Consider the following 26,396-nt stretch of genomic DNA (forward strand, 5'->3'; position numbering starts at 1 on the left):
CCTGTGCAACCTGTGCAAAGCTGCAGATCACACCCTCGGGTGTTCTGCATGTGGCTCGGCGCACTCGCAGTGCGCAACCCACGGTACTCCTGCAGGAGGCAGACCTTCCATCTCCCATCTACTGTCCGCCTCCTCCGAGGACGGGCCATCATGTCTAGCGGAATCAGTCGGCAGCCACGATGCGGCGCGCCGACTGGGGTGTGCGGGTGTCGACGGTGGGCCACTGGAAGTGGCGGCGAGCGGCGACTGGCGTTGCGGGGCCCGAAGCCATTGATGGGCTGCGTCCATGCCGACACGTCGCCCGGTGAGCGAACTGCAGGCGGAGAACATCCGGCCGCGCCCGGAACTTGCTGACGCGAAGTTGAATGTTGAGATCCTTCGAAACCGCCCACGTGCATGCCGCACGGCCCGTCTGCGTAGAAACACCAGCAGGCCTACACTGGCTACGCGCTGGCCAGCGACCGCTCGCTTTTTGGAGGCATTTGTCCCCGTCTCGAAACCTGGCCCAGGGGAAGCTGCGGACCCGGCTTTGGTGGCACCTTGCGTGACCCCGTTTAGGAAATTGAACTGATCCGAGTCCCCGACCGGCGTGCTTAACCTACAGGAGGTGATCATGTCAGGGCGATCCACCAAACCGGCGGGCCTTCCCGTCATTCATGATCGTGCCGCGGGCGTCGACATCGGCTCGCGTTTCCATGTCGTTGGCGTTGCCCCCGAGCTTTGCGAGGAGTCAGTGCAAACGTTTCAGGCCTTCACCGGTGACATTGAGCGAATGGCGGATTGGCTCGTGTCTATCGGCATCAAGACTGTGGCGATGGAGTCGACAGGCGTGTACTGGATTCCAGTGTACGAGGTGCTTCAGCGCTACGGCCTGGAGGTCATCGTCACCAATGCACGCGAGGCACGCATGGTCCCCGGGCGCAAGAGCGACGTGAACGACGCGCAGTGGCTGCAGAGGTTGCATGCATGCGGACTGCTTCGCGCGAGCTTCCGGCCCGAGCGCGACATCGCTGCGTTGAGGGCTTACCTGCGGCTGCGCGAGCGCCATCTTGACTACGCCGCTGCCCACATTCAGCACATGCAGAAGGCGCTCACGTTGATGAATCTCCAACTGCACCATGTAGTCAGTGATGTGACCGGCGTTACGGGGATGAAGATCATCCGCGCAATCGTCGAGGGCCAGCGCGACCCAGACGTACTTGCGAAGATGCGTGACGTACGCTGCAAGGCCAGCAAGATGACAGTGCGAGCCGCGCTGGTGGGCAACTATCAACCAGAGCACCTCTTTGAGATGACGCAGGCGCTGGCCTTGTACGACTTCTACCAAGGGCGTCTCGCAGAATGTGATGCTCAGATCGAACGCACGCTGGCCGAATTGAACGCCGACAAGCCAAGCCCCGTCGAGCCGCTGCCCAAGCCGCGGCACAACACGGTGCAGCCCAATGCCGTGGCCTTCGATACCCGGGCACCGCTATATCTGCTCACGGGCGTGGATCTGACGCGGATTCACGGCATTGGTCCCTACCTCGCGCTGCGCTTGGTTGCCGAGTGTGGAACTGATCTCAGAAAATGGCCAACAGCCAAGCACTTCACATCATGGTTGACCTTAGCGCCGGGGTGCAAGATCAGCGGTGGCAAGGTGCTGTCCGCACGTACCCGAAAGTCTTCTAAATGGGGTGAGCGCGCACCTACGGCTCGCCGCCGTAACTGTCGGGCGAACGAACAACGCATTGGGCGCTTTCTATCGCCGGCTGGCCGCCCGCGTGGGCAAGGCCAAGGCCGTAACTGCGACCGCGCGCAAGATCGCGGTGCTCTTCTACAACGCCATGCGATTCGGCATGGCCTACCAAGATCCTGGGGCCGACCACTACGAACAGCAGTATCGCAAACGTGTCGTCAAGCAGCTGCATCGCCGTGCTGCAGAATTTGGCTTCACCCTTCAAGAGGCAGCAACGCCCAGTGTTTCTTAGGAAAGCGACGGCGCGCTTTGCCAAGGGGTCGCGATGAAGTACGCCTGGATCGCCAATCATCGCGACGAGTACACGGTCAGTAAGCGTCGCCTCAAGGCCCTCTGTTCGCGCCGACGGGTTGTGGGCAGGATCAGCGGATCAGTGCGCATCGAGATGATGTGCATGAAGAACGTAATAGTCCGACGAAGGCCGTCTTGCTGAAGCCGGACGAAGTCGACAGCATGTGACCTGAACAAATGGCACCGCATTAGGTGCCCATCATCAGGAGTGCATGTACATCATGAAGAGTGAGGGAGAACCAGGTCGGCGCCATCACGATCGGGCGTTGAAAGCCAGGCTTGTTGAGCTGAGCTTGCAGCCAGGAGCGTCGGCATCAGCAATCGCGCGGGAGCATGGCATCAACGCCAACTTGCTGTTCACCTGGCGACGTGAGTTCCGGCGCGCTGAGACTTCAGCGGACAGCACGGAATCCGCTGTGTTGTTGCCGGTGAAGGTCGCGCCGCCCGCCGAGGTCATGACGATGGCCACTTCAATCGGGCCCACGCCGCCGCAGTCGAGACCGGCACCGCGCAACGGCGTCATCGAACTGGAGTTCGCCGGCGCGCAACTGCGACTGCGTGGCGCTGTCGACGAAGACAGCCTGTGCAGCGTCCTGCGCGCGCTGCGCCAGAGCTCATGATTGGTCCGCGTGCGGGCACCCGCGTCTGGCTGGCTGCTTGGGGTGACGGACATGCGCTGCGGCATGGACACGCTGGCGGCGAAGGTGCAGACCGCACTCACTGAGGATCCGTACTCCGGCCATGTCTTTGTCTTCCGTGGCCGTCGAGGCGATCTCGTCAAGCTGCTGTGGAGTGACGGCGATGGCATGTGCCTGCTGGCCAACTAACTGCGTTCATACTGCACCCTTTCCGGATGAATGAGAGGATTTTGACGCGGTCTCGACGAGCCCACTTGCGAACAGGGTTGACGTTGAGCGCGTGCGCAAGCGACCCGACCGCGACGGAGACGCCGGGCTACATTCGGCGATGATCAGCGCCTTTAACTCCGCAGCGTGGCTGCGCCGAAGCTTCTGTGAATTGGAGTTCATTGGTGCCCAACGATCAATAGGGACCCCGATCGATCGCTAGCTTAGCTGCGCCCCACGCTGCATGCCTTGAGGTCGGGCACGGACGATGAAAAACTACCGAATCAAAGAATCACCCGCCGTCGCGCGGTAGACAAATGGCTCTGCCCAATAACGCGACGTTGCGCGCTATTAAGCAGAACCAACGTAAGCGCTCTATTGACCACGCCCCTTGTGCCGAGATGACCGTCGGGGTAAGGGAGTCAAGGGTGGGTGGCTAGATGTCGGTCAGCGGCGCGCCGACGGCGAGAATCTCGGTTGTTCCGCGCCTCGCCCCATTCATTCGATGACCACACCATTTACCCCCTTGTCCGAGGACGAGTTCCACGAACTTGACCAGTTCCTGCTCTATGACGTCGACACGGAAGAGGTCATGACGATGGACATGGTGGATGGGTTCTTGCACGCCCTTGCGGTCGGCCCGACAACCATGCATCCGAAGCAGTGGCTCCCCAAGATCTGGGGCACCAAGGAGATGATGCCGCCGATGGATTCGATCGAGCAGTTGAACCACATTTTGGGGCTGGTGATGCGTCACCTCAACAGCATCATTGCCGGGCTGGAGGATGACCCACGAGTGATAAGCCCTAGCTGGTCAACGATGACCTACGTCGGCGACGAGCGGGAATATGACGACGCTGAGATGTGGGCCTACGGCTTTGTTGAGGGAATGAGGCTTTGCTGGAATGACTGGCAGCCGTTGCTGTCGACACCGCAAGGGCAAGCCTGGTTCAGGCCGATCGCCCTGCTCGGCGAAGACGACTTCTCCGTGGATCAGGACGAGCTCACCAAGACGCCAGCCATGCGGGCGGAGCTGGCACTTCAAATCCCGCAAGTTGTCCTGGACATGCATGCTCACTGGCTACCGTTCAGACTCGCTGTCTATGAGCGCGAGGTGGCCAAGTTGATGCAACCCAAGGTGGGGCGCAACGAGCCTTGTCCCTGTGGGAGCGGCAAGAAGTTCAAGAAGTGCTGCGGAGCAGCGGGTGACCTGCATTGAGGCAGATCGTGGGCTCAACCCCAGGCCGGTTCACTACGTCAGTCGCCAGGGCAGCAGGGCCTCGTAGTCTTCGGCCGTTTGCGCCAGGGGCAGCTTCTTGAACAGGGCCACGAGATAGCGGTATGGCTCAATCCCGTTCGCCTTGGCCGTCTCGATGAGCGAATACAGGTTAGCGCTCGCGTTGGCGCCGCCCACGGTATCGGCGAACAACCATCCCTTCCTTCCGACAACGAACGGACGGATCGCGTTCTCCACCGGGTTGGAGTCCAGAGGCCGGGTGCCGCTCTCCAGGAAGCGGGTGAGCTTGGGCCACTGCCCGTTCAGGTAGTGCAGGGCTTCGCCCAGCAAACTCGATGGCGCGACGACGTGCAGATTCGTGAGCAGCAACTGCTCGATCTGCACGACCACCGCAGCGCTGTAGCGTGCACGCAATCGCTGACGACGCTCCGGCGACCACTTCTCGGCCAGTGACTCCGCGCGGTAGAGCTTGCTGATGAGCTTGATGAACCGTGTGGCCAACTGGTCCGGTGACCGGGCCGCCTTCGGGATGGCGTCCTCGGCCTTGACGAAGGGCCTGCGCGCATGAACCCAGCATCCAAGATGCGTCAAGCCATGGCTCTCGGCGATGCCGTCGTAGACCTGGTATCCATCGGTCATGAACGTGGCCCCGCGCCGGATTCCGGCATAAAGCTTCTCGGCATGCACGGCGCCACGCCCGGGCGCATAGGCGAACAGCCGTACCGGCGGTCCGCTGCCGTTCATCTGCGCCCACATAAAGCTTTTCGTCTGCGCCTTGCGCCCAGGCTCCTTGAGCACCTGGACGGTGGTCTCATCCCCGTAGATCAGGTCCGAGTCCAGGAGGTGGTCGCGCAGCAGGTTGATGACGGGTTGCACGGCCAGGCCGATGCGCACGACGCCGGCGGCCAGCGTATTGCTCACGATGTTGCCGCCGAAGCGGCGCAGCAGTACGGCCGTTCGGTACAGCGGCATGCCGAACTGGTACTTGCCCGTGATGACCCAAGCCTGTGCCTCCTCGGTGAGAAGACCTCGCGGAATGATGCGCGCCGGCGTCGGCGCGACCTTCAGGCTCAGGTCGCAGCAAGGGCAGGCGTACTTGATACGGTGATGTTGAAGCACACGCACCTGCTCAGGGATGACGTGCATCTGCTCGCTCACCTCGGCGCCGATCTCGACCAGGGCGTGGCCGTCGTGAGCGCAGACACGCTCGGACTCGGGCAGCTCGTGGCGCACGATGTCGCGCGGCAGCGCCGGATCCAGTGGTTTGCGCCCGCGCTTCTTGCGCTGGTGACCAGCGACCGTCGTGGATTCCTCGTCATCGGTTTCGGCCGGCAGCGTCTGCGCGGTTGGCGCGAGTGCCTCAGCCTCGTTGAGGAACAGGTCCTTCTGCTCGCTGCCACGAGCCTCGCTCTTGGCGGCGAACAGCTGGCCCTGCAAAGCCCGCAGTCGCTCCAGTGCCAGGTCCCTCTCGGTGGTCACCACGCGCAGTTCGCCGACCAGAGATTCGCTGCGCCGAGTGGCCTCGGCCAGCGCCTTTTGCAGGGCTTCGAATTCTTCGGCGGTGGGCATCTGGACCATCGCCTGCTTCGATCCACATGGCGCGCAGGCGTTCCAGGATCATCGCACTTTCATGCAAATTTCTTCGCGCCGCTGCACGCCGTGAGTGCCCTCGATCAGGCCACGCGCGCGTAGACGCGCTGGGGATGCTTGCGGATGACGGCGAGGTCGATGCCATCGAGCAACCAGTGAAGTTCCTCCGCCGTCAGCGTCGGCACCGTCGCCGCGTCGGGCCAGCTGAAGCGGTCCTGTTCCTCAAGCCTCTTCATCAATAGCCAGAAGCCGTTGCGGTCCCAGGCGAGGATCTTCACGCGATCGCGGCGGCGGTTGCGGAAGACATACACGGCCTTGGCGAACGGATCCAGGCCGAGCGCCTGCTCGACCAGAATCGCCAACCCGTTGAGTCCAACGCGGAAGTCGATGGCCTCCCGGTGCAGGTAGACCTTCAGGTCTTCGTTGAAGCGGAACACCGCAGCCTCCCGAATGCCTCGATCACCTCGCTGACTTGGCCAACCTGAACGCCGCGAAGGTCGATCGCTACGCCATTGGGCAGGCGTGCCTGCAGGTCCATCATGGCCACGCTGTCGCCGCCGCCTCCAGCTCCGGTCGGCGACGCTGGCGGCACCGCGATCGCCACGAACGCCGCAGGCGCCGGCACCACGCTGGCAACGGCCTTGCGCGCACGGCTACCATGACCATGCTCGCGAAGCCAGCGTCCAACTTGGTTGGCATTGACGCCGCACTCGCGCGCCAGACGCGACACCGAGGCGCCTGGCTGCCGACACAGTGCCACCAACTCCGACTTCGCCGCTTCATCGTACACGCTGCGTCCGTCGCTCTTGTGCCCCACTACCAGCCGGCGTTTGAGGTCTTCCAAATCGTCTGTCATTACGTTCCCACGTTCATCTATGTGAATGAAAGGGACATTCCCATCCTGGTGGACGGCGCGCCCGGGATTTCGGCAACGGAGTGCCATGATGGGTTGCGTTCATCAAACGATTCAAAAGGAGATGCTCATGACCGTCGTCACCATCGGAATCGATCTGGCCAAGAATGTCTTCGCCGTGCACGGCGTAAATGAGGCTGGCAAGGCCGAGATAGTTCGCCCCGATGTCAAGCGTGCCAAGCTGCTTGAGCTCATCGCAAGCCTACCGCCGTGTGTGATCGGCATGGAGGCCTGCTCGGGGTCCTATCACTGGGCGCGTGAATTCCAGAAATTCGGCCACACGGTGCGCATCATGGCACCGAAGTTCGTGGCACCGTATCGCATGGGTGGCAAGTACGGCAAGAACGATGCGGCCGATGCCGCGGCAATTTGCGAGGCGGTAGCACGACCAAACATGCGCTTCGTTCCGATCAAGACCATTGAACAGCAAGGCAAGCTATTTGTTCACCGAGCGCACCAGGGCTATGTTGCCGAGCGAACGGCACTGATCAATCGCATCCGCGGCTCGCTGAGCGAAATCGGCGTCGTTCTTCCCCAGGCGTTCAAGGCGTTCCACCGGGGCGTGCACAATGTGCTGGAGGATCTGCCAGGGTACTGCAACCTTGTCATCGGCGAATTGATGAACGAGCTAAGCCACATCCAGGAGCGCATCACCCAGAGCGAACGGCAGATCCACTTGATGGCCGCGGAGGATGTTCAAGCTCAACGGCTGATGCAATTGCGTGGTATTGGACCGACCACAGCTAGCGCCATCGTAGCCAGCATCGGCAATGGGCACGACTTCAAGAATGGACGCCAGTTCAGCGCATGGCTGGGTCTGGTGCCCAGGCAGAACAGCTCAGGGGGCAAAGCCAAGCTGGGAAGCATTACCAAAGCTGGCGATCGCTATCTGCGCACGCTGTTGGTCCTGGGTGCTAGGGCTTTGCTGGCCAGAGCCGTTGGGAAGAGCGATCCAGTCAGTCGCTGGGCTTTGCAACTCAAGGAGCGCCGCGGCTACGGTCGGGCCCTTGTCGCAATCGCAGCAAAGAACGCCCGCATGTGCTGGGCCGCATTGCATCTACAGGAAGGATTTAAGGTCCCCGCCTGATCCCATCCCGGAGCACGAAAGGAAGAACACCACCGCGTGATGCGCGACAGTTGATGATTTGAAGGTTTGGACCTGCGCTGGGGCGTACTCGCCTACGTTCCGAGGCATTCGTTAGATAACTGCCTGATACGTGAATGGAGACCTCGGCGCGCGTCTTTCATCAGGGGCGCTGCACAGCGCAGCATAGTTGCCCGTTTATAGGCACGCCGTCCGCAACCTTCATGTCAGAAGCCAAATGCGCCCCACAAAGGTGTTGCCTCTTGAGGGGAAGTCCTTATAGGGAACGTAGGCTGTCAGGTCACAGCCCGCGGATCAAGGTCGTGGTTAATTGAGCGCTTACGAACCAACTGCTCTACTCGCGTTCTTGTTCGCAGTCAGTTCGTAATGACTTCCCGCCACATGATGCGAGTTGGGTTTGTTGAAGACGGGATTGCCACGTCATAGACTTTCGTCTTGCCGTCGGACGTGCGCACGAGGGTCTTCACCGACCCATTGGGCAGTCCTTCCGGCTGCACACGGCTCGACAGCACATTGCCCACATAGCGACTCGTCAGATTCGGTATCGCACCACCATTGCTGTAATTGATGAAATAGATGTTGGAGCTTCCTCCCGGCGCGCATTGGTCGCTCGAAGGTATGTTCGTCGTGAATGCAAGAACGCCCTGGAACAGCACAGGATTCGTGTCGGAGCGTTCGCCCGCGGGAGTAATTGCAAAGTCCAGCACCCAGCCCTTCTTGCTCGTGAGATCTACGGGGTTCGTCGTCACGTTGATGTTCGTACCGGATGCCGTCGCCGTCTGTGCAACGAGTTGCGTACGCAGTGAGGTGATTGTCGGGGTCGAGGACTTGTCATCCAGCAGCCCATACATCGAATTCGGTTGAGTTGCCTTGGCGCTGGCGCCAGTGGCGCCCGGAATATCGGTGGTTCCGAGATATTCACCTGTACCCACGTAAACCATGCGCTTGTCCTTCACCACGCCCAGTTCGGGCGCTCCGGTAATGGACTGCGCCGCGCCGGTTTTGTCCACCAGCGTAGCCAGCAGCTTCACGTTCCAGTTGCTGGATGCCGCGTCTGACAAGTCGAAGCGCCACACGTTCCCAAGCAGGTCACCGCCGTAGACGTAGTCCGCTGTATCGTCGACGCCCGGGTTTGCCAGGAAAGCACTGATCTTGGCCAGGCCGCTGGGGTTTGCGCTTGTGCCGGCGCCCGTGCTCAAGTCCTTGATCAGGGCGCCCGTGGCGGTGTTCAGCACATAGAGGTGGCCAGTCCCGTCGCCGCCGGTGTCCGAGCCGTTGTTGTAGCCTGAGGTCACCAGCGTCACCCAGCCCGCGGCCTTGGTCTTCACATTCAGTGGTGTGCCATAGGTGTAGCCGATGTTCTTCTTGACGGCCGCGGAGGTGCTTGCATTCGGAAACTCCCACATCACCTTGCTGGCCACCGCGGCATCCGAAGCGGCAGTGGGGTCTGTCACATTCAAGGCGTAGTAGCCCCTTCCACCCTTGCCCAGGCCGCCGACCAGAATAGTGGCCCAGTTCGCCGTGGGCGGTGTCGGCTGGTTTGCCTGCGTGTTGCTGAGGTCTACGTCAGTAGCCGCCGGCGTGCCGTCGACATAAAAGCGATGCTGAAACAGCGACTGCTGCGTCAGCCCGACGAGCGAACTGGTGGAGGCGTACGTGGTGGAGAGGTTGACGTCCAACAAGCTGCCAGGCACATAGGCCCACAGCTCGCTCCCCGTGGTCGCATCGAAGGCATGCAACATGCCGTCATTGGCGCCCTGATAGACGACTTTGGTGCGAGTTGCGGCCGTCCCGCCCTTGAAGGTCGTGTAACCCGTGTCTGTATAGCCGGAACGCGGCGCCGATACATAGGTGGGCTCTGCATCCACCACATCGCCCAGTACGTGGAGGCGGGTGCGATAGGGTTTGGCGCTATTGCTGCCATCTCCCTCCCCGCTGCGATCGCCACGCAAGTAGGAAATGATCGCGGCATTGTCGGTCGGGCCAGGCGGAGTGGTTGGCGAGTTCAGGCGCGAGAGTTTGGAACTCAGGCCGGTCGCAGTAAAGGCGACCCCGGTGTTGCCGTCGAAGCTCCCAATAAAGCGCGTACTGAAAAGCTTGCTATCGAGCAACGACTGGGCCGACCACAGTGGCGTATTGCCCAGCAGCCCGGTGTTCAGGTCGATTGCGAAGGCCTGGAGATCGCCGTACCAGGCCCCCGAATTGAAGCTCGATGCAAAGGCCGTGTTGTCACCCGATTTGACGCTCGGGTTACTGACCGCCACTGAGGCGGCCGATCCCGTGCGGTTGATGATGTTGTTGAGAATGGACGCCAGCGCAGTTTGCAGTTTGGCTGGGTCCTTGGTGTTGAAGTATTGGCCGTGTCCATTGAGCGCCGCATGCCAGAGATCATCAATCGCGGTGGCCGAGTCTGCTTGCGGCGTTGGCCAGGAGGCGGACCCCGTCGGCGGCGTGGAAAGGGTTCCGCTGGCGCCAAGACCGATCGTGTACGTCACCATGTGCTGCCATGTGGCCGGGTCATAGATGTTGGCCACCACTTTGCCTGCCGACGACCCGGTAAGGTCCGTGATCCAATATTTCATCGCGACGTCTGCAAGCGTGTTGGAAGCGCCGTTGCCGTCATAAAAGGGCGCCGGGAATTTTTGTCCCTTGACCAGCGGCACCCCTGCAATGGGATCATTGATGGCGGCTCCGGTATCGGGATCTACGTAGACGTTGGCCGGCAAGGTCGGGACCGTCGCATCCTGGTTTCCGACCGATGCGCTCGCACTTCCATTCCAATAGCCGTCCGTTGAGAGAATCGTGTAGTTGGGGGTGCAGGCCAGTGGGACCGTCGTCGTGCGAGTCGTGGTGCTTGCCCCCGGCATCGTGCCAGTCTGGAAATACTGGCCGGCGCGTTCAAGGGCCGGAATCAGCGGCGTACCACCATTCGGATTGATGGCGTAGACACTGGAATACCAAGTGCTCTTTTGGCTGCTATTGAAATCTGCCAATGCAACAAAATTTGCTGCACTTGTGTTGTTGTTTCCGTTCCTGCTGTTGTCGTTGATGGTTGAGAACCCTACCCGAGATTTGACATCCAAAGCGGAAAAGGCGATGCCCAATGAACTCTTTGCTGTCTGGATACGCGTCCGATAATAACTAAACCAGTTCGCAAAGTTCTGCATCTCCTGTGCATAACTGCAGGTAGTCGTTGTTGTGCCGCAATCGGTTCGTGTGGCGGCCTTGGGATATGTAGAGGTAGTCGCAATTATCTCGACTCTGCTGTAATTGCTGTCCGAATTTTGTCCTGAACTTCCGTTTTCTGCCGAGGACCCTTTCCAGACGTAGTAAAAAGCATAACGGGCATACTGTGTCGTCTTGGATCCGGTCTGCGTAGTCGAGCAGTTGCTGTTGACAGCGAAGTTGCTTGGGTCGAATCGCGGTAGAGTGGGCGGTGTGGAGCTGTTCCAGCACGTTTGGGTCAAATCGATGGTGCCTGTGACGCCCGATGTCGTGGGGTAGGGATCGATGCGCGCCGCGGTCGTCGTGCTGTTCCCCATTGACGAGGTGAAATTGGTAGTTGTTGCGGAACTGTCGTATTTCACGCCAGGTAAATAAGTAATTGCCGGGTTGTAGTAGAGTTGGTTGTAAGTGGGCGAATAGTAGGCACGCATGTCCTTGGCGCCGTTGGTGTATTCTTGCGTCGCATCGGCCCCCGTGATCGAGCCCCACTCCATGCTGCCGGAGTTATCCAGCATGTAGAGAATATTTGGCTTGACCCCGGTTTGCACCGCCAGCGGAACATCCGTCAGATCCGTTGATGCGAAGGCCGCAAGAGGTTGAAGGATCAGCGAAACAACCATCATCGAAACGATGCCAGCCGCCGACTTCTTGAATACTGGGTACATGGTGAAGACTCGTTGTTTTGAGGGGCAGGATCAGCCGAACGGCAGTTCGATGGTGGTCTGGACAATGCTGCTGGTATTGCGTGGCCCCAGAACGCGCACAGTCACGCGGTAGTGGATCGTCGGCCGCGTCGGCGGCGGCGGGGTCAGGCTGCCGAAGACGTTGGTGGTCTGCGCATGGCTGTTGAGGTCGTTGCCCACCGAACCGCCGCCGGCGGAAAATGGCTGTCCGGCCACGCACTTGCTGGTGAGCAATGTCAGTGGATCGGTCGTGGCCGGCGCGACGGTGCACAACCGGTCGATGACGTACTGCACCCGGTAGGCCGACTCGTCGGTGCAACTGATGGTGGCGGTTCCGCCCGCCGTGTCATAGCAAGGTACGTTGGCCCAGTTGACCGTCGGCACGCCATTGGCATCCACCGATTGCATGATGCGAAAGTACTGATTGGCCACGTCGGCATCGGCCAAGGCGAGCGCCGGCAATGCGTTGAAAGCCCGTTCGGCGCCGGTGTCGGCAGCGCTCGTGGTCGCGCCCTTGAACGCCACGTTGCCCGATATGACACCTGCTGTATCGGTGGAGCGCAGCAGCGCAACGGCCGCGAGCGAAAGAACCACCAGCGCGATCAGTGTGATGAATACGATGATGCCGCGCTGCGCCTTGGCGCGACAGCCGCTGAAGGCCGGTGCGTGGCCTTTAGCCGCGGGGTTGCAGAGGGCGAATTTCATGGCAGATTGGCCCAAAGAATGTTGCGGAGCGGGACCACAGTCTGGAAGGTGCGGTAGCGGTAGCAGCGCCAATCGGGATCGTTGCTCAGGTCGATGGCGGGGCCACCCGACCAGCTCACTGGTGCTGTGGTGGTGATCGCGCAAGCTGTCGCCCCGGGGGCCAGCCTTTCTTTCAAAGGACTGCGAGCGACCACCGCGATTCGCACTGCCTTGATGCGCCGCAGGTCTGCCACCGAAGGTGTTGCCCAATTTCCTGCGGGGCCCGAGGTCGCACTCACCCAGTTGTTGACGACCTGGCTACCCGCATCGCTGATTCCGTACTGGGCTTTGAGGCTCACGATATTGGTGGCCACCTGCACCTGGGTTGTATTGCTGAAGTAGTCTTGCGACAGCAATGAACCATTCGCGACGGAATAGGTGCGCTGGGTGAGCGCCCCCAGGTCGTAGATGCGCGGATTCGTGTTGTAGCTGACCGGCCAACCCTGCGCCGTCATATAGCTCGCCGGTGGGTTGTAGTTGGGCTGTGCCGCGGTGCCCGTGACCGGGTCATGAGAAAGGATGACGGTGCCCGGACTGGCGGGATTGGGCACTGTGGCGGTGATGCGCGTCAGCGCGCAGTTGCCGACATCATCTGTCAGCCATACGAAGCCGCCCGTGGTCGACAGGGCAACCTGTGTGACCGGCTGAAGGTTGGAAGCAGGTGTTCCCGTCGGATTGGCGGTGACGTTTTGCAGAAGTGCATCGAGGACATTGGCGCGCACGGAAGTGCCCCAAAGCAAGGTGATGCTGTCGGACGCCCCTGCGGCGGAGCCGCCGTCGGTGATTCGGACCGGTGTGTTCGGAAAATTGGGCACCGGGCCGCTGGCGGAGCCGTTGCTGAAATACGTGAAGTACGTGGTGCAAGGCGTGATGCTCGCCGAGGGAATGCCCCAGCCGGCAGCGCGTATGTCCCGCTCCAAGGTCGAGAGACTGAAGATGCCGTTCTGCTGGGTGTCGGCCCCGGTGGTGGTCGTGCGCTTGACGCCTTCGTAGGTGGACATCACCTGATAGATGATGATTGTGACGAAGAGGCCCACAACCATGCCCACAAGAATCTCGACGAGGCTGAATCCTCGCTGGCGCTTGGCGTGAAGAAGCGATGACATGGTTTCAGCCTTGAATCTGCGTCGTCAGCGTGAAGTTGTGAGGTGCCGTGTCCTGCGGGCCTTGCCAGCAAAGCGTCAGGGTGACGACGTTGTTCGGCGCGACGACGATTTGCTGTTTCAGGTTGACTGCACCGGGCAGCGAACCCGGGTTGGTTGCATCGGTGAGGCCGCTGATCCAACTGGTGAGTGCCGCGTTGGCCGTCGTGTTGGTTCCCGCGGCGCAAGCTGCCCCATCGATGTTCAACGCATAAGTCGGCACATTGAATCGATCAGCCCACATCTGCCCGATGATCTGGTCGGCGAAGAGGCTTGCCTTGGCGCGATAGTCGGCGTCGCGCACTGTGCGGATTGCGGTTGCCTGCAGGCCCACAATGCCAAGGATCGCGAAGGAAAAGATGGCAATTGAAACGAGCGCTTCGATCAGCATCACGCCGCGTTGTGAACCCGCCTGCATGCGCGCACTTCGAAGAGGTAGCTTTTGCTTCATGAACAACCTTGGGGATTGGTTGCGAGGGAAACCGCGGGATCGCAGAGCCTGACGTCGCCGCCGGTCCCCAGAACAATTGCCAGCCTGCGCGCCCCGGTGGCGCCAGTGATGTCGATCTGGCGGGCGGTGGTCGCCGCACTCAGGCGCCCGAGCCCGGTGAACTCAATGGTCGCAGGCATGCCGGCTCCCGGACTTGCCGCGGTGGAACTCACAGCGGTCGCGACGCCGACCCGGTTGGGTGAGGTGGCGGAACTCTCCCGACGTGTCTGGACTCGCTGATCAAAGATCGGGGGCGTCGGGGGCGTGACCGGCAACGACGCCATGACCGACCAGTCCGTGCCGCCTGTGACCGCCGTGCCATTCGAGGTGTTGTGCAATTGGAACTGGATGTTGGCATTGCGGCGTATGGCTTCAGCCCGGGCAAGTTGCAGTCCATTCACGATCGACTCAGCGGCGGTCCGGATCTGGGCGTTCTGGATGAAGCTCGTATAGCTCGGATATGCGAACATGAACAGCAGGGCGAACAGCGAGACGGCCACCATCAATTCAACAAGGGTGAAGCCCCTCATTCGACCGCGCAGGACGGGGTTCATGGTTGGCGAACGACCCACGTGGTCTGGGCGCCACTGAAATTCCAGGCACAGCCAGTACAGGTAGTCCCCTGATTGTTGAGCTGGTCGATTGTGTAGGCGAGGCCGGCAACCAAGCCGCCTGCAATGCCTGTGGCAGTGGCCGTATAGCTCTGGCCTGCATTGCCCGTTGTGCATCCGTAGTTGAAGTACTTGGCGCTAGGCGCGGCCGGCACCGCAACACCACATGCAGCGGCCGAACCGTAGTTGCGGTTGTCTTGGTAGTACTGCTCCATCTGCGCTCGATAACCGGCCAGGTTCCCCGGGGCCTCCTGAACTTGGCCGCGCCGCAAGTAATCCGTATAGCTCGGATATGCGATGGTGGCCAAGATCGCGACGATCGCGACCGTAACCATGACTTCGATCAGCGTGAAGCCGGCGGAACGTTTGCAAGAAAGACGGACGGTTTGCACTTGATGACCTTTGGTCGCAGGATTCACTGAGGTGACAAATTGTCACCAAACCTCGCAAATGCCGTTGACCGTCCGTCAGCGTTCCGCTTCCTTTCGTCGCCGACGAACCCATGACCTGTGCACTTTTTCCTGCAGGCACAATCTTGCGCATGACGCCTGAGGCAGTTCTCATTGACGTGCCGGCGCCTCGAGTTGCCGCCATTGGGCGCTGCGTTCTGATCGCGCTGCCGTTCGTCTTCCCTTTTGCGGCCGGCCCGTCGCCGGATGTCTGGCAGCAACTGGCCGCATGGACTTGTGCGGCATTGCTGCTGGTGATCGGCCCGACGGCGCTCCCCGGCCAAGGGGTGCTTGCATGGCTGGCATTGGTGGCGGTGTCCATCCTCGCGGGATGGGCGGGCAACCTCACACTTGAACTGTCGGCCATCACTGCGCTCGCCGCGACCGGCTTGGCGGCTGCCAGCGGCGCAGCAGCGGCCCGCGCTTCGACGCTTCAAGAAGTAGCGGGATTGGCGGTGGCTCTTTTCGCCGCCGGTGTCGTCAGCGCGGTCCTTGGATTGCTGCAGTATTACGGCCTCGCTGAGGCGCTGGCGCCCTGGACGACCTCGCCCGAACTTGGCCAGGCCTATGGCAACCTCCGACAGCGCAACCAGTTTGCGACATTGATCAGCATGGCCGTCATCGCGGGGCTCTGGCTGAACGCCGTTCATGGGCGCCGTGCGCGCACTGCCCTCCTGCCCGCAAGCCTGTTGCTCCTCGTCGCGGCCGCGGCATCCACCTCGCGCACCGGGCTGATCCAGCTGTTGTTGATCGGCGGCACCGCAGGCCTTCTTTCCCTTCGCGAGAGGCGGCGATGGCCCTCCAGGGACGCGCTGCGCTATCGTTTGCCTCCGCCGTGGGTGCTGCTTGCATTGGCCAGTATGTATTTCGCCGCCTCCTGGCTCTTGCCAAGGCTGGCCGGCAGCGGCGTCGACAACATGATGCATCGCCTGCATGAAGGCGCACCTGACGCTCACAGCCGCAGGGTCCTCTGGCACAACGTCCTCGATCTCATCGTCCAGCACCCTTGGGCCGGCTGGGGCTGGGGCGAACTCAAGTTCGCGCACTACAGCAATCTCTACACCGGCCCGCGCTTCGTCGAGATCCTCGACAACGCGCATAACCTGCCCTTGCACCTCGCCGTTGAACTGGGAATCCCGGCCGCGGTGCTGGTCTGCGGCGGATTCAGCTGGCTGGTCTTCGCCGTCCGGCCATGGCGAGAGACTGATCCGTCGCGGCTCATGGCTTGGGGCGTGCTGGGAATGATCGTGCTTCACAGCCTGCTCGAATACCCGCTCTGGTACGGTCCCTTCCAACTCGTCTTCGGTCTCTGCCTGGGCTTCCTGTGGCCGGCCACATCGAAGTCGCGGAATCGCTCCGGGGCCGCCATGTGGCCGGCTGCGCTCGCGCTTTCGAGGGCTGCCGCCGTCGCGCTGATCGCCGTCGTCGGCTACGCCGCGTGGGACTACACCCGCATCAGCCAGCTCTATCTGCCGCTCGACGAACGCCTGCCCGCCTACCGCGACGACACCCTGGCCAAGGTGGGGGATTCCTGGCTGTTCGCGAGGCCGGTGGAGTTCGCCGAACTGACGCTGACGCCGGTCAGCACCGCCAACGCCGCCGAGGTATACACGCTCGCGAAACGCCTGCTGCACTTCTCGCCCGAGCCGCGCGTCATCGTCAAGCTGATCGAAAGCGCCACTTTGCTTGGGCTTCGCGATGAAGCCCTGGCCCAGGCCACCCGCTTCAGGATCGCGTTCCCTCACGAATACGCTCGATGGCTGAAGGGCCTGCCGATCGACGATCCGTCCGAGTAGTGCCGATTCGTCGGGGCCTCAGCCAGTCGCCGCGTCGTCCGCCAGATAGCTGCCGGACTTGCCGCCATGCTTCTCCAGCACATGCACGTCCGTGATGCGCATGCCGCGATCCACCGCCTTGCACATGTCGTAGATGGTCAGCAGTGCGATCTGCACGGCAGTGAGGGCTTCCATTTCGACGCCTGTCGGCCCGACGGTCTCGACCGTGGCGGTGCATGCCACCTGCGGCACCGCGCCATCGGCGACGGCGAAGGCCAGCGCGACGCGCGTCAGCGCCAGCGGGTGGCACAGTGGAATGAGGTCGCTGGTCTTCTTGGCCGCCTGGATGCCCGCGATGCGCGCGATGCCCAGCACGTCGCCCTTCTTGGCCGTGCCGGATTCGATCAGCGCCAGCGTCGACGCCAGCATCTCGATGCGGCCAGTCGCGACGGCCACGCGGTGGGTGGCGGGCTTGGCCGCCACGTCCACCATGTGGGCCTGGCCCTGCGCGTCAAAATGGGTGAGAGTGCTCATGTGTGAACGTTCCGCTGGGTGACGCATCATACGAGCCCGAGCCATTGACGAGGAATGCCGCGCTTGACTCCTTCATCCCACCCGAATCCACCGCCCCGGCGTTTTCTCCGGGCCTTGTGCGCTGCGCTTTTGATAGCGTCGCAGGTCGCCCTACCACCGGCTGCCCGAGCCCAATTGCTCCCCGGCATGGGCGACGGCGCCGAAATGACCGCCAGCGCCGAGCGGCACCTCGGCGACCAGATCGCGCGCGAGTTGTACCGCGACCCCGACTACATCGACGATCCGGTGCTGGACGAGTACGTGCAGGACATCTGGCAACGCCTGCTCGCGGCTGCCCGCACGCGCGGAGAGATCACGCCCGAACTCGACGAGCGCTTCGCCTGGACGGTGCTGCTGGGCCGTGACCGCAGCATCAATGCCTTCGCATTGCCCGGGGGCTATCTCGGCGTCAACCTCGGCTTGATCGCGGTGGTCGGCAGCCGGGACGAGCTCGCCACGGTGCTCGGGCACGAACTGTCGCACGTCACGCAACGCCATATCGCGCGCATGATGGCCAAGCAGAGCAAGCAGATGCCGCTGATGCTCGCGGGCCTGATCCTCGGCATGATCGCGGCCAGCAAGAGCCGCAACGGCGATGCCGGGCAGGCCGTGGTGATGGGCAGCCAGGCCGCCTTCATGCAGAACCAGCTCAGCTTCTCCCGCGACATGGAGCGCGAGGCCGACCGCGTCGGCTTCGGCGTGATGACGCAGGCCGGCTACGCCCCCCAGGGCGCGGCCGCCATGTTCGAGAAGCTGCAATACGCCTCGCGCCTCAGCGACAACGGTTCCTATCCCTACTTGCGCAGCCATCCGCTTACTACCGAGCGGATCGCGGACATGCAGGGGCGCGTCCAGTTCAAGTCGGGCAGCCCCGTCAGCCTGCCGCTGCTCATGGACCACGCGATGATTTCCGCCCGGGCGCGCGTGCTGTCCCGGCCCGGGTCCGACGTGCTGCGGCAATGGATCGATGCGGCCTCGAGCGGCGAGTTCGCGCGCAGTTCGCCCGCTCAGCAGGCCGGCGCGCTCTACGCCGCGGCACTGGCGGCCAACGAATTGCGCGACTTCAAGGCTGCCCGCGCGCTCGCTCAGCGCCTGGTCGCGCGAAGCGCGGACGATGCCCCAGCCTCCCGCCTCGCACGCCTGTTGTCGGCCGAGATCGAGCTGGCGGCGAATGCTCCTGCCAAGGCGGCCGCATTGCTCGACCCCAAGGCCAAGGACCGCCCCGAGATGCTGATGGCCGCGCAGGCGGCGGTCGCCACGCGCAATCCGGCGCCGATGGTCGTGCCGCTGCGCGACTGGGTGGCGGTCCACCCGCGCGATGCCGGCGCCTGGCACATGCTGTCCAACCTCTACGGCGCCCAAGACGACACCTTGCGCGCCGTGCGCGCCGATGCCGAGGCCAACGTCGCCTTGCTCGACTATGCGGGTGCGCGCGACCGGCTCAAGGCCGCGCAGGAACTGATGCACAAACAGGGCAGCGGCGCGCCGGTCGACTACTACGAGGCGTCGATCGTCGACACGCGCGCGCGCGCGGTCGATGCCCTGGTGAAGGAGCAGGCGGCCGAGTCGCCGCTCAAGTAGCCGCTTTCAGCGCTTGGAGAGCAGGCCGCCCAGTGCCGCCTCGATGACGAGGCCCAGCAGCGAGTAGAGCAGGGAGCCGATCAGCGCCGCCACGAAGCCGTTGACGTGGAAGCTCGGCAACAGCCCCGAAGCGGCCCAGAAGAGCAGGGCGTTGATGACGAACAGAAAGAGGCCCAGCGTGACGATGGTGACCGGGAAGGTGAGCACCACCAGCACCGGCCGCACGATCATGTTGAACAGGCCGATGACGGCCGCCGCGATAAGTGCCGAACTGTAGCTCGCCACCTGCACGCCGGAATAGAGGTACGTGACCATGAGCAGCGCGAGCGCGCTGAGCAGCCATTTGATGAGAAGTCGCATGCGGTGCCGAGCCCGGTCTCAGTCGGACAGCTCGTTGGCGAGGACCAGCAGCGCCCCCATGCCGAGCAATGCGCCGGGCACCGCCCAGCCGGGTTTCCCCGGTGGCTGCTGGTCGGGCGCCACCGGCTCGAGGTCGACGCCGACCTTCGGCCGCCGCGCATCGATCACCCGCGCGGCGCCGTGCTCCTGCTTCAACCGCTGTGTGACCTCGGTGAGGGTGCCCTTGGCCAGGACCGGACTGACCTGTCCATCATGGGCAAGCAAGGAGGGCAGGATGTGCTCCTGCACCTTGGCAAACCACTTGGCGCGCCAGTTCTCGCGCGCGCTGTGGCTCACCCATTTGCTGATGCGATGCGTCATGCGCGGCGGGCAGGCCACGAGGATCCAGTGACGCGCTTCGGCGCCACTGGCCGGCGCCGCAAGCCTGGCGAGAAATCCGCGCGCAAAGGTCGGGTCGTCGACGTAGAGAATGATCTTTTCCATGAGCGCTCCTGGTTTCACTAGTGAGAGTGGCAGAGACATTGGCAACGAGATCAAACGGCGTGCGTCGCGGCATCAGCCTTCGGATGGCGCGTGGCAATCCACTTGCCGATCGCCAGCACCAGCAGCGCGCCGACGACGCCTGCAATGTAGCGCACCATGTCGGTCTGCGGCAGTTTCGGCACCCAGTTCCACGAGGCCGGGCTGACCACCGCGGGGTCGGACACCGCCATCGTGCCGGCGATCCAGCCCAGCAGCATGCCGCCCAGCGTGATGATGAGCGGGAAGCGGTCCATCAGCTTGATGACCAGCTGGCTGCCCCAGACGATGATCGGAATGCTGACCAGCAGGCCGAAGATCACCAGGGGCATCTGGTGTCCGGCACCGGCGCCTTGCGCGGCACCGGCGATGGCAATCACGTTGTCCACGCTCATCACCAGGTCGGCCACGATCACCGTCTTGACCGCTGCCCAGAGCTTGTCGCTCGCGGCGATGTTTCCGTGGCCATCGTCCTGCTCGGGTACCAGCAGCTTGACGCCGATCCACAGCAGCAGGATCGCGCCTGCCAGCTTCAGGAAGGGAATCGCCAGCAGCGTGAGCGCGAAGAAGATCAGGACGACGCGCAGCAGGATGGCGCCGGCGGTCCCCCACAAGATGCCCCTGGTGCGCTGTGCGGGCGGCAGCTTGCGGCAGGCCAGTGCGATCACGACCGCGTTGTCGCCACCCAGCAGGATGTCGATCATGATGATCTGACCGACGGCGACCCAGAATTCAGGGGTCAGAAACTGTTCCATAAAGTCCTCTGTTCGTTTGGATCCATCCCGGGCGGGTCGGATGAAGCGAGTGAATGAGGACGGGGTTGCCTTCCGGACTTGCAAACGCTTCGACCGAACCTGCACAGGTTCAAATCGAAGGTCTTGCTCGACAGCGCGCGCTGCCCGACAGGCCGGAAGCCGTGGGGCTTCGTATTGACGACCTGGCGATACCCGCTTCGGTAAAAAGCGGACGGGAACTACTCCCCTTCGTGGCCCGAATTAGAGCATCGGGCAGCCCGAAGCGGCAACATAACCTTCAACAGACGCGGGGCTCTGCCGGACTATGATTCCCGCTCGCTTTTTTTCTATTCATGGCCGGCATTCACATCACCGACATCGAGGCCGCCATCAACTTCTGGCGCGAGCGGAAACCCTCGCCTGATGGCATCACCCTCGCGCCCGAACTGCGGGCGCTGGCAGAGGTCTATGCGCTCATGGTGTTCCACCATGAGGACGAGGTCGACGAAGTCGGCTTCCCCGCCAAGGCATGGGCCGCATGGCTCGCCTGGTACAACACCACGCCCGATACGCCCTGCATCGCCATCTGCTCCACCAGCCAGGGCGACGATGAATGCAAGGGCTGCGGGCGCAGTTTCGCCGAGGTCCAGCACTGGCCCGCCCTGACGCCCGCCGAGAAGCGTTCGACCTGGCGGCGCATCACCATGCAGGATTCGGCCTGGCGATTCAACAAGTACGCCGAGCGCGCGCGCGAGGCCGAGCCCGTCTGGCCCGATGAAGCCTCGGCCGAAGGCACTGGCTAGCCCAGGGCGATCAAGCCATGCGCCGCCTTGTGCAAGCACCCAATCTGGCGATCGCGACCTTGTGGGTGCACGCCCTGCGCGAGGACGGCGTCGCGGCCTTGGTGCAGCGCGAGTATCTCGGTGCCGCCGCCGGGCAGCTCCCACCGGACCAATGCCTGCCTGAAATCTGGATCGAGGACGAAGCCCAGTTCGCGCTCGCCGAGCGCCTGTTGAGCGAGCTCCAGCACCGGCCGCAGCGTCGCTGGGAGTGCGTCTGCGGCGAGCTGGTCGAGGGCGGCTTCGAGCAATGCTGGCGCTGCGGCGCGATGATGCCGCGTGCCTGAAAGCTCGCGCCTACTTGAGGCGCACCGGCTCGATGTCGATGCTGTTCTTGCCGTCGCCGAGCATCAGGCTGCCTTCCTGGATGGTTGCCTGGAGTTGCATCGAGCGCTGGGCGAGCGCGGCGAGCGCTTGCGAGGCGAGGGTCGGTACCCGGAACACGCTCAGGTTCTGCGGCCGCGTGAGCTTGTTCTCGATCCCGCGCCACCAGATCTCGGCCGCGTGGTTGAAGCAGTAGACGATGACTTCGTCGGACTTGCCGCAGGCCTTGATGATGGGCTTTTCCTCGGGCTGCCCGACCTCGATCCAGAGCTTCACTTCTCCGGTGAAATCGCGCAGCCAGACATCGGGCTCGTCGGGATTCGACAGGCCGGCGCCGAAGGCCAGCGTGCCGTCGCCGTTGCACACGTCCTGCAGCTTGTGCGCGTTGAGTGCGAGCGCAACCAGCCGGATCATCATCCGCTCATCGGTTTCGCTCGGGTGGCGCGCCAGCGTCAGCGCATGGTCGGCATAGTAGCTGTGGTCGATGTCGGCGACGGCGAGGTTCGCTTTGAAGATCGTGGATTTGATGGCCATCAGACGCGCCGCGCGAGTTCGGCGGCCTTGCCGGTGTAGCTGGCGGGCGTCATGGCCAGCAGGCGGTCCTTCTCGGCCTGCGGAATTTCCAGCGAGCGGATCAGTCCGTGCAGAGCCTCGGCCGTCACCGTCTTGCCGCGCGTGACTTCCTTCAATTGCTCGTATGCCCCCTGTACGCCGAAGCGCCGCATCACGGTCTGGATCGGCTCGGCCAGCACTTCCCATGAGGCGTCGAGATCTTCGGCGAGTGCTTCCTCGTTGAGTTCGAGCTTGCTCAGTCCGGTGGCGAGGCTCGCGTAGGCCAGCGCGGCGTAGCCGAACGCGACGCCGATGTTGCGCAGTACCGTGCTGTCGGTCAGGTCGCGCTGCCAGCGGCTGATCGGCAGCTTCTCGCTCAGGTGGCGCAGCACCGCGTTCGCGAGGCCCAGATTGCCCTCGGCGTTCTCGAAATCGATCGGATTGACCTTGTGCGGCATGGTCGACGAGCCGATCTCGCCCGTCTTGAGGCGCTGCTTGAAGTAACCCAGGCTGACGTAGCCCCAGATGTCGCGGGAGAAGTCGATCAGGATGGTATTGGCTCGTGCCACCGCGTCGAAGAGTTCGGCCATGTAGTCGTGCGGCTCGATCTGGATGCTGTAGGGCTGGAAGGTCAGCCCCAGGCCCAGCGGTGCCGGGGTCTCGACCACCTTGCGGCTGAAGCCTTCCCAGTCGAAGTCCGGCCACGCCGCCATGTGCGCGTTGTAGTTGCCGACCGCGCCATTCATCTTGCCCAGCAATTCGACGCTGGCGATGCGTTCGCGCGCCTTGACCAGGCGAACGGCCACATTGGCCAGCTCCTTGCCGACGGTGGTGGGGCTCGCCGTCTGCCCGTGCGTGCGCGCGAGCATCGGCACCGCCGCGAACTTGTTCGCCATCTCGCGCAGCGTCGCGATCAGGCCATCGATGGCGGGCAGCATCACCTTCTCGCGTGCCGCGCGAATCTGCAGGGCGTGGCTGGTGTTGTTGATGTCTTCGCTGGTGCACGCGAAATGCACGAACTCCGAGGCAGCGAGCAGTTCCGGCCGCGCCTCGAACTTCGACTTGATCCAGTACTCGACCGCTTTCACATCGTGGTTCGTGGTCTTCTCGATCTGCTTGATCGCGATCGCGTCGGCTTCCGAGAAGTTCGAGACCAGGCTGAGCAAGTACTTGCGGGCGCCGCCCGTGAGCGGCTTGAATTCGGGGAAGCCGCAGTCCGACAGCGCGATGAACCACGCCACTTCGACCTGCACCCGCCGGTGCATGTAGCCCTGTTCGCTCATCAGCGGGCGCAGCGCCGCGAGCTTGGCCGCATAACGGCCATCGAGGGGGGAAAGGGCGGAGACGGTGGAGAAGCTCATGCCCGAATTTTAGGCGCCGGAGGAACAGTTCTCCGGCTCGCTGTTTCGCGTGCTTCGCCACCGTCCTCGCCCTCGGTGGCGATGCGGCAGGATTGCGCCCCGGCGCCTTCACCTAGAATCGAAGCGCTATAACGACGACCCTTGATAGGGAGAGAGCCCGCATGAAACTGATCGGATCCGCTGCCAGTCCTTACGTGCGCAAGGTGCGCGTGGTCATGGCCGAAAAGCGGCTCGACTACCAGTTTGTGATCGAAGACGTCTGGTCTGACGAAACCACAATCGCAAGTTCCAATCCACTGGGCAAGGTCCCCTGCCTGATCATGGACGGCAGCGAGGCCATGTTCGACTCGCGCGTGATCGTGGAGTATCTCGACACGCTGTCGCCGGTGGGCAAGCTGATTCCGCAGCAAAGTCGCGAGCGCGCCGAGGTCAAGACCTGGGAAGCGTTGGCCGATGGCGTGATGGACGCCGGCGTCCTGTGGCGCCTGGAGGCCGGATGGGCGGGCCGCAACGACGGCGAGCGCAGCCAGGTCTGGATGGATCGCCAGCGTGCCAAAGTGGTGGGCGGGGTCGCTGCGATGGCCAAGGGCCTGGCCGACAAGCCCTTTTGCAGCGGCATTCATCTGAGCCTGTCCGACATAGCGGTCGGCTGCGCCCTGGGGTGGATCGGCTTCAGGTTCCCGCAGATCGACTGGCGAAGCGAACACGCCAATCTGGCGAAGCTCTACGACAAGCTCATGCTTCGGCCCAGCTTCTCGGACACCCAGCCCGCCTGAAAAAGCCAGCTCCATGAAGAAAGGCGCCTTGCGGCGCCTTTTTCTTTTCCAGGCTCGAACGTGGAGGAGGAAGACAAAAATGCTGCGAGGCGCCCCGGACGAAGGAGGGAGGGAGGGAGGAGGAGAAGAATCGCCTCGGGATTTCAGCCAGACGGCAAGCGCTTGGAAGACCTCGCAACATGAAAACGGTCGGACAACTGCTGCCCGAACCGATATGAGCGCACGTCCGCCACGACGGTTCCCAGTCTCGTAGTAACCATTTGTGAAGAAGTTGCCGCCGATGGCAGAAGCATGCTGAATGTGGGTTGTTTGTGCGTTCGTACGTTGGAAGTATTAGCTCGGCCCGAGCTGTTTTTCAACCTCGCGAATGAAGCCGCGATCGTCCGGTGAAGTCATGCTCGAATAGGACTCGACCACCTTGCCGTCGCGGCCGATCAGGTATTTGTAGAAGTTCCATTTGGGCGTGGTGCCCGAGACTCGCGCCAGTTCCTTGAAGAGCGGGTTGGCGTCCGCGCCCCGCACGGACGATTTCGCGAACATCGGAAACTTCACGCCGAAGGTGTTCTCGCAAAAGTCGGCGATCTCCTTGTTGGAGCCTGACTCCTGCGCAAAGTCATTGGAGGGGAAGCCCAGTACCACGAGGCCGCGCGATCGGTACTTGCCGTCCAATGCTTCCAGCCCCTTGTACTGCGGGGTGAAGCTACAAAAGCTCGCCGTGTTGACCACCAGCACGACCTTGCCCGCATACTGGCAAAGCGCTTGGGGTTTCTCGTCTTGCAGCCGAAGAAAGGTGTGTTGCAGGATAGGGGGGCATGCCGGAGCCGCGGTCGATACTGGCAGTGCCGTCTGGGCGGTGGCGCCGGCCGAGAGCAGCCCGGCCAAGGCCAGGCCGATGGCCGTCGAGAGCAAAGGCACTGCTGGCCGGGTGGGGATTCGCATGGCGGCTCCTGAGAGTGAAAGAGGGGGCTGGATCCGCGTCGTCGAGGCGCACGTACTTGCATCATCGCGCGCTTGTCATGGTCGCGCCAAACCTGCCGACTAAAATCCGACGGCTTAAGAAAGACATTGATGCTCTATCCGGAACTCTTCAGACAACTCGAATCTGTCCGCTGGGACATGGACAAGGATATTCCCTGGCAGTCTTTCGACGCGAGCAAGCTTTCCGATGAGCAGGCCCAGACCATCAAGATGAACGCGATCACGGAGTGGGCGGCGCTGCCCGCGACCGAGATGTTCCTGCGCGACAACCGCCACGACAGCGACTTCTCGGCCTTCATGTCGATCTGGTTCTTCGAGGAGCAGAAGCATTCGCTCGTCCTGATGGAGTACCTGAAGCGCTTCAGCCCGCAGCACGCGCCGACCGAGCAGGAGCTGCACGATGTGCGATTCGACTTTGACCCCGCGCCACCGCTCGAAACCCTGATGCTGCATTTTTGCGGCGAAATCCGGCTCAACCACTGGTATCGCCGGGCGGCCGAGTGGCATACCGAGCCGGTCATCAAGCACATCTACACCACCCTGAGCCAGGACGAGGCCCGTCACGGCGGCGCGTATCTGCGCTACATGAAGCGCGCGCTGGAGAAATTCGGCGACGAGGCGCGGTCGGCATTTACGAAGGTCGGCGTTCTGATGGCCAGCGCCCGGCGCACCGCTCAGGCGCTGCATCCGACCAACCTGCACGTCAACAAGTCGCTGTTTCCCAACGACACGATTCAGAGCCGCGTGCCCGACCCCGACTGGCTCGAGCATTGGCTGGACAAGCAGATCAAGTTCGACGCCGTCTGGGAAAACAAGGTCGGCGAACGGATCCTGCACAACCTGAGCCTGTTGATGAACCGCAGCTTCAAGACCGTGCAGGAACTCAACCGTTATCGCAAGGAAATCGCGGCCTCGTTGGGTCCGCGGCCCGAATACCAGGGCGCTTGAGAGAGGGAGGGCG

27 protein-coding genes and 1 pseudogene are annotated in these 26,396 nt (G+C 62.7%); 12 read left to right on the top strand and 16 right to left on the bottom strand.

Annotated elements, in window-relative coordinates; translation table 11 throughout:
• Window positions 1-154: 154 nt before the first annotated feature.
• The 5 genes and pseudogenes from AC1DNF_RS28410 to AC1DNF_RS28430 all read left to right on the top strand — a co-directional run.
• Window positions 155-382: pseudogene (locus tag AC1DNF_RS28410) on the top strand (IS3-like element ISBvi3 family transposase); the annotation flags it as partial.
• Window positions 383-613: 231 nt separating this feature from the next.
• Entirely contained in the window at window positions 614-2,053 is a 1,440-nt protein-coding gene (locus tag AC1DNF_RS28415) for an IS110 family RNA-guided transposase (RefSeq protein ID WP_478152000.1), read from the top strand.
• Window positions 2,054-2,241: 188 nt separating this feature from the next.
• Window positions 2,242-2,649: an IS66-like element accessory protein TnpA gene (tnpA, locus tag AC1DNF_RS28420; protein WP_478152001.1), complete on the top strand. Its 408-nt coding sequence runs from the start codon at window positions 2,242-2,244 to the stop codon at window positions 2,647-2,649.
• A gap of 51 nt (window positions 2,650-2,700) precedes the next feature.
• A complete protein-coding gene (gene tnpB, locus AC1DNF_RS28425; RefSeq protein ID WP_478152037.1) occupies window positions 2,701-2,856 on the top strand; it encodes an IS66 family insertion sequence element accessory protein TnpB in 156 nt (51 codons plus the stop codon).
• Window positions 2,857-3,379: 523 nt separating this feature from the next.
• A complete protein-coding gene (locus AC1DNF_RS28430; RefSeq protein WP_478152002.1) occupies window positions 3,380-4,093 on the top strand; it encodes a UPF0149 family protein in 714 nt (237 codons plus the stop codon).
• 33 nt (window positions 4,094-4,126) lie between these two features.
• On the opposite strand, the gene tnpC is transcribed toward AC1DNF_RS28430, so the two are convergent.
• The 3 genes from tnpC to tnpA (AC1DNF_RS28445) form a co-directional block, all read right to left on the bottom strand.
• Window positions 4,127-5,689: an IS66 family transposase gene (tnpC, locus tag AC1DNF_RS28435; protein WP_478152003.1), complete on the bottom strand. Its 1,563-nt coding sequence runs from the start codon at window positions 5,687-5,689 to the stop codon at window positions 4,127-4,129.
• Between the two features lie 95 nt (window positions 5,690-5,784).
• Window positions 5,785-6,138: an IS66 family insertion sequence element accessory protein TnpB gene (gene tnpB / locus AC1DNF_RS28440; protein ID WP_478152004.1), complete on the bottom strand. Its 354-nt coding sequence runs from the start codon at window positions 6,136-6,138 to the stop codon at window positions 5,785-5,787.
• On the bottom strand, window positions 6,114-6,557 hold the full coding sequence (gene tnpA, locus AC1DNF_RS28445; RefSeq protein ID WP_478152005.1) for an IS66-like element accessory protein TnpA: 444 nt from the start codon (window positions 6,555-6,557) through the stop codon (window positions 6,114-6,116). Before tnpA (AC1DNF_RS28445) ends, tnpB (AC1DNF_RS28440) begins: the two co-directional genes overlap by 25 nt.
• A 127-nt stretch (window positions 6,558-6,684) precedes the next feature.
• Between tnpA (AC1DNF_RS28445) and AC1DNF_RS28450 the strand changes: the two genes are divergently transcribed.
• Window positions 6,685-7,701: an IS110 family RNA-guided transposase gene (locus tag AC1DNF_RS28450; RefSeq protein ID WP_478152006.1), complete on the top strand. Its 1,017-nt coding sequence runs from the start codon at window positions 6,685-6,687 to the stop codon at window positions 7,699-7,701.
• Window positions 7,702-8,075: 374 nt separating this feature from the next.
• On the opposite strand, the gene AC1DNF_RS28455 is transcribed toward AC1DNF_RS28450, so the two are convergent.
• Genes AC1DNF_RS28455 through AC1DNF_RS28480 form a run of 6 tightly spaced genes read right to left on the bottom strand, consistent with a single transcriptional unit; the run spans window position 8,076 to window position 15,006 of the window.
• Window positions 8,076-11,609, bottom strand: a complete 3,534-nt coding sequence (locus AC1DNF_RS28455) for a pilus assembly protein (RefSeq protein ID WP_478152007.1) — start codon at window positions 11,607-11,609, stop codon at window positions 8,076-8,078.
• A 30-nt stretch (window positions 11,610-11,639) separates the two neighbouring features.
• Window positions 11,640-12,332 (bottom strand): pilus assembly PilX family protein, encoded by a 693-nt coding sequence (locus AC1DNF_RS28460; RefSeq protein ID WP_478152008.1) that lies wholly within the window; start codon window positions 12,330-12,332, stop codon window positions 11,640-11,642.
• A complete protein-coding gene (locus AC1DNF_RS28465) occupies window positions 12,329-13,477 on the bottom strand; it encodes a PilW family protein (protein WP_478152009.1) in 1,149 nt (382 codons plus the stop codon). Before AC1DNF_RS28465 ends, AC1DNF_RS28460 begins: the two co-directional genes overlap by 4 nt.
• A 4-nt stretch (window positions 13,478-13,481) precedes the next feature.
• Complete coding sequence (locus AC1DNF_RS28470; RefSeq protein ID WP_478152010.1) at window positions 13,482-13,964, bottom strand: type IV pilus modification PilV family protein; 483 nt, start codon at window positions 13,962-13,964, stop codon at window positions 13,482-13,484.
• Entirely contained in the window at window positions 13,961-14,557 is a 597-nt protein-coding gene (locus tag AC1DNF_RS28475; protein WP_478152011.1) for a GspH/FimT family pseudopilin, read from the bottom strand. The genes AC1DNF_RS28470 and AC1DNF_RS28475 overlap by 4 nt, the downstream gene beginning before the upstream one ends.
• Window positions 14,554-15,006: a type IV pilin protein gene (locus AC1DNF_RS28480; protein ID WP_478152012.1), complete on the bottom strand. Its 453-nt coding sequence runs from the start codon at window positions 15,004-15,006 to the stop codon at window positions 14,554-14,556. The genes AC1DNF_RS28475 and AC1DNF_RS28480 overlap by 4 nt, the downstream gene beginning before the upstream one ends.
• 149 nt (window positions 15,007-15,155) lie before the next feature.
• Here AC1DNF_RS28480 and AC1DNF_RS28485 point away from each other — a divergent pair, with 149 nt between their 5' ends.
• A complete protein-coding gene (locus tag AC1DNF_RS28485; RefSeq protein WP_478152013.1) occupies window positions 15,156-16,859 on the top strand; it encodes a PglL family O-oligosaccharyltransferase in 1,704 nt (567 codons plus the stop codon).
• An 18-nt stretch (window positions 16,860-16,877) separates the two neighbouring features.
• On the opposite strand, the gene moaC is transcribed toward AC1DNF_RS28485, so the two are convergent.
• The gene (gene moaC, locus AC1DNF_RS28490) at window positions 16,878-17,372 is read right to left on the bottom strand and encodes a cyclic pyranopterin monophosphate synthase MoaC (protein WP_478152014.1); all 495 of its coding nucleotides are present in this window, start codon (window positions 17,370-17,372) and stop codon (window positions 16,878-16,880) included.
• A gap of 54 nt (window positions 17,373-17,426) precedes the next feature.
• Between moaC and AC1DNF_RS28495 the strand changes: the two genes are divergently transcribed.
• Window positions 17,427-18,992 carry a M48 family metalloprotease gene (locus tag AC1DNF_RS28495; protein WP_478152015.1) on the top strand — a complete coding sequence of 522 codons (1,566 nt, stop codon included), beginning with the start codon at window positions 17,427-17,429 and terminating at the stop codon, window positions 18,990-18,992.
• Between the two features lie 6 nt (window positions 18,993-18,998).
• Here AC1DNF_RS28495 and AC1DNF_RS28500 read toward each other — a convergent pair whose 3' ends face one another.
• Genes AC1DNF_RS28500 through AC1DNF_RS28510 form a run of 3 tightly spaced genes read right to left on the bottom strand, consistent with a single transcriptional unit; the run spans window position 18,999 to window position 20,626 of the window.
• Window positions 18,999-19,352, bottom strand: coding sequence for a phage holin family protein (locus tag AC1DNF_RS28500; RefSeq protein ID WP_478152016.1), 354 nt, complete (start codon window positions 19,350-19,352; stop codon window positions 18,999-19,001).
• A gap of 18 nt (window positions 19,353-19,370) precedes the next feature.
• Window positions 19,371-19,835, bottom strand: a complete 465-nt coding sequence (locus tag AC1DNF_RS28505) for a hypothetical protein (protein WP_478152017.1) — start codon at window positions 19,833-19,835, stop codon at window positions 19,371-19,373.
• Between the two features lie 50 nt (window positions 19,836-19,885).
• The gene (locus AC1DNF_RS28510) at window positions 19,886-20,626 is read right to left on the bottom strand and encodes a TerC family protein (RefSeq protein ID WP_478152018.1); all 741 of its coding nucleotides are present in this window, start codon (window positions 20,624-20,626) and stop codon (window positions 19,886-19,888) included.
• Between the two features lie 332 nt (window positions 20,627-20,958).
• Here AC1DNF_RS28510 and AC1DNF_RS28515 point away from each other — a divergent pair, with 332 nt between their 5' ends.
• Window positions 20,959-21,408, top strand: a complete 450-nt coding sequence (locus AC1DNF_RS28515) for a DUF3717 domain-containing protein (protein ID WP_478152019.1) — start codon at window positions 20,959-20,961, stop codon at window positions 21,406-21,408.
• A 17-nt stretch (window positions 21,409-21,425) separates the two neighbouring features.
• Window positions 21,426-21,731, top strand: coding sequence for a DUF2007 domain-containing protein (locus AC1DNF_RS28520; protein WP_478152020.1), 306 nt, complete (start codon window positions 21,426-21,428; stop codon window positions 21,729-21,731).
• Window positions 21,732-21,741: 10 nt separating this feature from the next.
• Here the strand turns inward: AC1DNF_RS28520 and AC1DNF_RS28525 are convergent, their stop codons facing one another.
• Complete coding sequence (locus AC1DNF_RS28525; RefSeq protein WP_478152021.1) at window positions 21,742-22,302, bottom strand: YaeQ family protein; 561 nt, start codon at window positions 22,300-22,302, stop codon at window positions 21,742-21,744.
• Entirely contained in the window at window positions 22,302-23,681 is a 1,380-nt protein-coding gene (gene purB, locus AC1DNF_RS28530) for an adenylosuccinate lyase (protein WP_478152022.1), read from the bottom strand. The genes AC1DNF_RS28525 and purB overlap by 1 nt, the downstream gene beginning before the upstream one ends.
• A 161-nt stretch (window positions 23,682-23,842) precedes the next feature.
• Between purB and AC1DNF_RS28535 the strand changes: the two genes are divergently transcribed.
• Window positions 23,843-24,457 carry a glutathione S-transferase N-terminal domain-containing protein gene (locus AC1DNF_RS28535; RefSeq protein ID WP_478152023.1) on the top strand — a complete coding sequence of 205 codons (615 nt, stop codon included), beginning with the start codon at window positions 23,843-23,845 and terminating at the stop codon, window positions 24,455-24,457.
• Window positions 24,458-24,790: 333 nt separating this feature from the next.
• On the opposite strand, the gene AC1DNF_RS28540 is transcribed toward AC1DNF_RS28535, so the two are convergent.
• The gene (locus AC1DNF_RS28540) at window positions 24,791-25,396 is read right to left on the bottom strand and encodes a glutathione peroxidase (RefSeq protein ID WP_478152024.1); all 606 of its coding nucleotides are present in this window, start codon (window positions 25,394-25,396) and stop codon (window positions 24,791-24,793) included.
• Window positions 25,397-25,525: 129 nt separating this feature from the next.
• On the opposite strand from AC1DNF_RS28540, the gene AC1DNF_RS28545 reads away from it, so the two are divergent.
• Window positions 25,526-26,383, top strand: a complete 858-nt coding sequence (locus AC1DNF_RS28545) for a ferritin family protein (RefSeq protein ID WP_478152025.1) — start codon at window positions 25,526-25,528, stop codon at window positions 26,381-26,383.
• Window positions 26,384-26,396: the final 13 nt, after the last annotated feature.

Source organism: Variovorax sp. 01T432, from assembly GCF_056398605.1.

What these genes read in the sequence shown, in the direction of transcription:
- tnpA (WP_478152001.1), top strand. Translation starts at nt 2,242, where the DNA reads ATGTACATCATGAAGAGTGAGGGAGAACCAGGTCGGCGCCATCACGAT.
- AC1DNF_RS28485 (WP_478152013.1), top strand. Translation starts at nt 15,156, where the DNA reads ATGACGCCTGAGGCAGTTCTCATTGACGTGCCGGCGCCTCGAGTTGCC.
- AC1DNF_RS28415 (WP_478152000.1), top strand. Translation starts at nt 614, where the DNA reads ATGTCAGGGCGATCCACCAAACCGGCGGGCCTTCCCGTCATTCATGAT.
- AC1DNF_RS28430 (WP_478152002.1), top strand. Translation starts at nt 3,380, where the DNA reads ATGACCACACCATTTACCCCCTTGTCCGAGGACGAGTTCCACGAACTT.
- AC1DNF_RS28540 (WP_478152024.1), bottom strand. Translation starts at nt 25,396, where the DNA reads ATGCGAATCCCCACCCGGCCAGCAGTGCCTTTGCTCTCGACGGCCATC.
- AC1DNF_RS28545 (WP_478152025.1), top strand. Translation starts at nt 25,526, where the DNA reads ATGCTCTATCCGGAACTCTTCAGACAACTCGAATCTGTCCGCTGGGAC.
- AC1DNF_RS28515 (WP_478152019.1), top strand. Translation starts at nt 20,959, where the DNA reads ATGGCCGGCATTCACATCACCGACATCGAGGCCGCCATCAACTTCTGG.
- AC1DNF_RS28455 (WP_478152007.1), bottom strand. Translation starts at nt 11,609, where the DNA reads ATGTACCCAGTATTCAAGAAGTCGGCGGCTGGCATCGTTTCGATGATG.
- AC1DNF_RS28475 (WP_478152011.1), bottom strand. Translation starts at nt 14,557, where the DNA reads ATGAACCCCGTCCTGCGCGGTCGAATGAGGGGCTTCACCCTTGTTGAA.
- AC1DNF_RS28510 (WP_478152018.1), bottom strand. Translation starts at nt 20,626, where the DNA reads ATGGAACAGTTTCTGACCCCTGAATTCTGGGTCGCCGTCGGTCAGATC.
- tnpC (WP_478152003.1), bottom strand. Translation starts at nt 5,689, where the DNA reads ATGGTCCAGATGCCCACCGCCGAAGAATTCGAAGCCCTGCAAAAGGCG.
- AC1DNF_RS28520 (WP_478152020.1), top strand. Translation starts at nt 21,426, where the DNA reads ATGCGCCGCCTTGTGCAAGCACCCAATCTGGCGATCGCGACCTTGTGG.
- AC1DNF_RS28450 (WP_478152006.1), top strand. Translation starts at nt 6,685, where the DNA reads ATGACCGTCGTCACCATCGGAATCGATCTGGCCAAGAATGTCTTCGCC.
- tnpA (WP_478152005.1), bottom strand. Translation starts at nt 6,557, where the DNA reads ATGACAGACGATTTGGAAGACCTCAAACGCCGGCTGGTAGTGGGGCAC.
- AC1DNF_RS28460 (WP_478152008.1), bottom strand. Translation starts at nt 12,332, where the DNA reads ATGAAATTCGCCCTCTGCAACCCCGCGGCTAAAGGCCACGCACCGGCC.
- AC1DNF_RS28505 (WP_478152017.1), bottom strand. Translation starts at nt 19,835, where the DNA reads ATGGAAAAGATCATTCTCTACGTCGACGACCCGACCTTTGCGCGCGGA.
- AC1DNF_RS28535 (WP_478152023.1), top strand. Translation starts at nt 23,843, where the DNA reads ATGAAACTGATCGGATCCGCTGCCAGTCCTTACGTGCGCAAGGTGCGC.
- purB (WP_478152022.1), bottom strand. Translation starts at nt 23,681, where the DNA reads ATGAGCTTCTCCACCGTCTCCGCCCTTTCCCCCCTCGATGGCCGTTAT.
- AC1DNF_RS28495 (WP_478152015.1), top strand. Translation starts at nt 17,427, where the DNA reads ATGCCGCGCTTGACTCCTTCATCCCACCCGAATCCACCGCCCCGGCGT.
- AC1DNF_RS28500 (WP_478152016.1), bottom strand. Translation starts at nt 19,352, where the DNA reads ATGCGACTTCTCATCAAATGGCTGCTCAGCGCGCTCGCGCTGCTCATG.
- AC1DNF_RS28465 (WP_478152009.1), bottom strand. Translation starts at nt 13,477, where the DNA reads ATGTCATCGCTTCTTCACGCCAAGCGCCAGCGAGGATTCAGCCTCGTC.
- tnpB (WP_478152037.1), top strand. Translation starts at nt 2,701, where the DNA reads ATGCGCTGCGGCATGGACACGCTGGCGGCGAAGGTGCAGACCGCACTC.
- AC1DNF_RS28525 (WP_478152021.1), bottom strand. Translation starts at nt 22,302, where the DNA reads ATGGCCATCAAATCCACGATCTTCAAAGCGAACCTCGCCGTCGCCGAC.
- AC1DNF_RS28470 (WP_478152010.1), bottom strand. Translation starts at nt 13,964, where the DNA reads ATGAAGCAAAAGCTACCTCTTCGAAGTGCGCGCATGCAGGCGGGTTCA.
- moaC (WP_478152014.1), bottom strand. Translation starts at nt 17,372, where the DNA reads ATGAGCACTCTCACCCATTTTGACGCGCAGGGCCAGGCCCACATGGTG.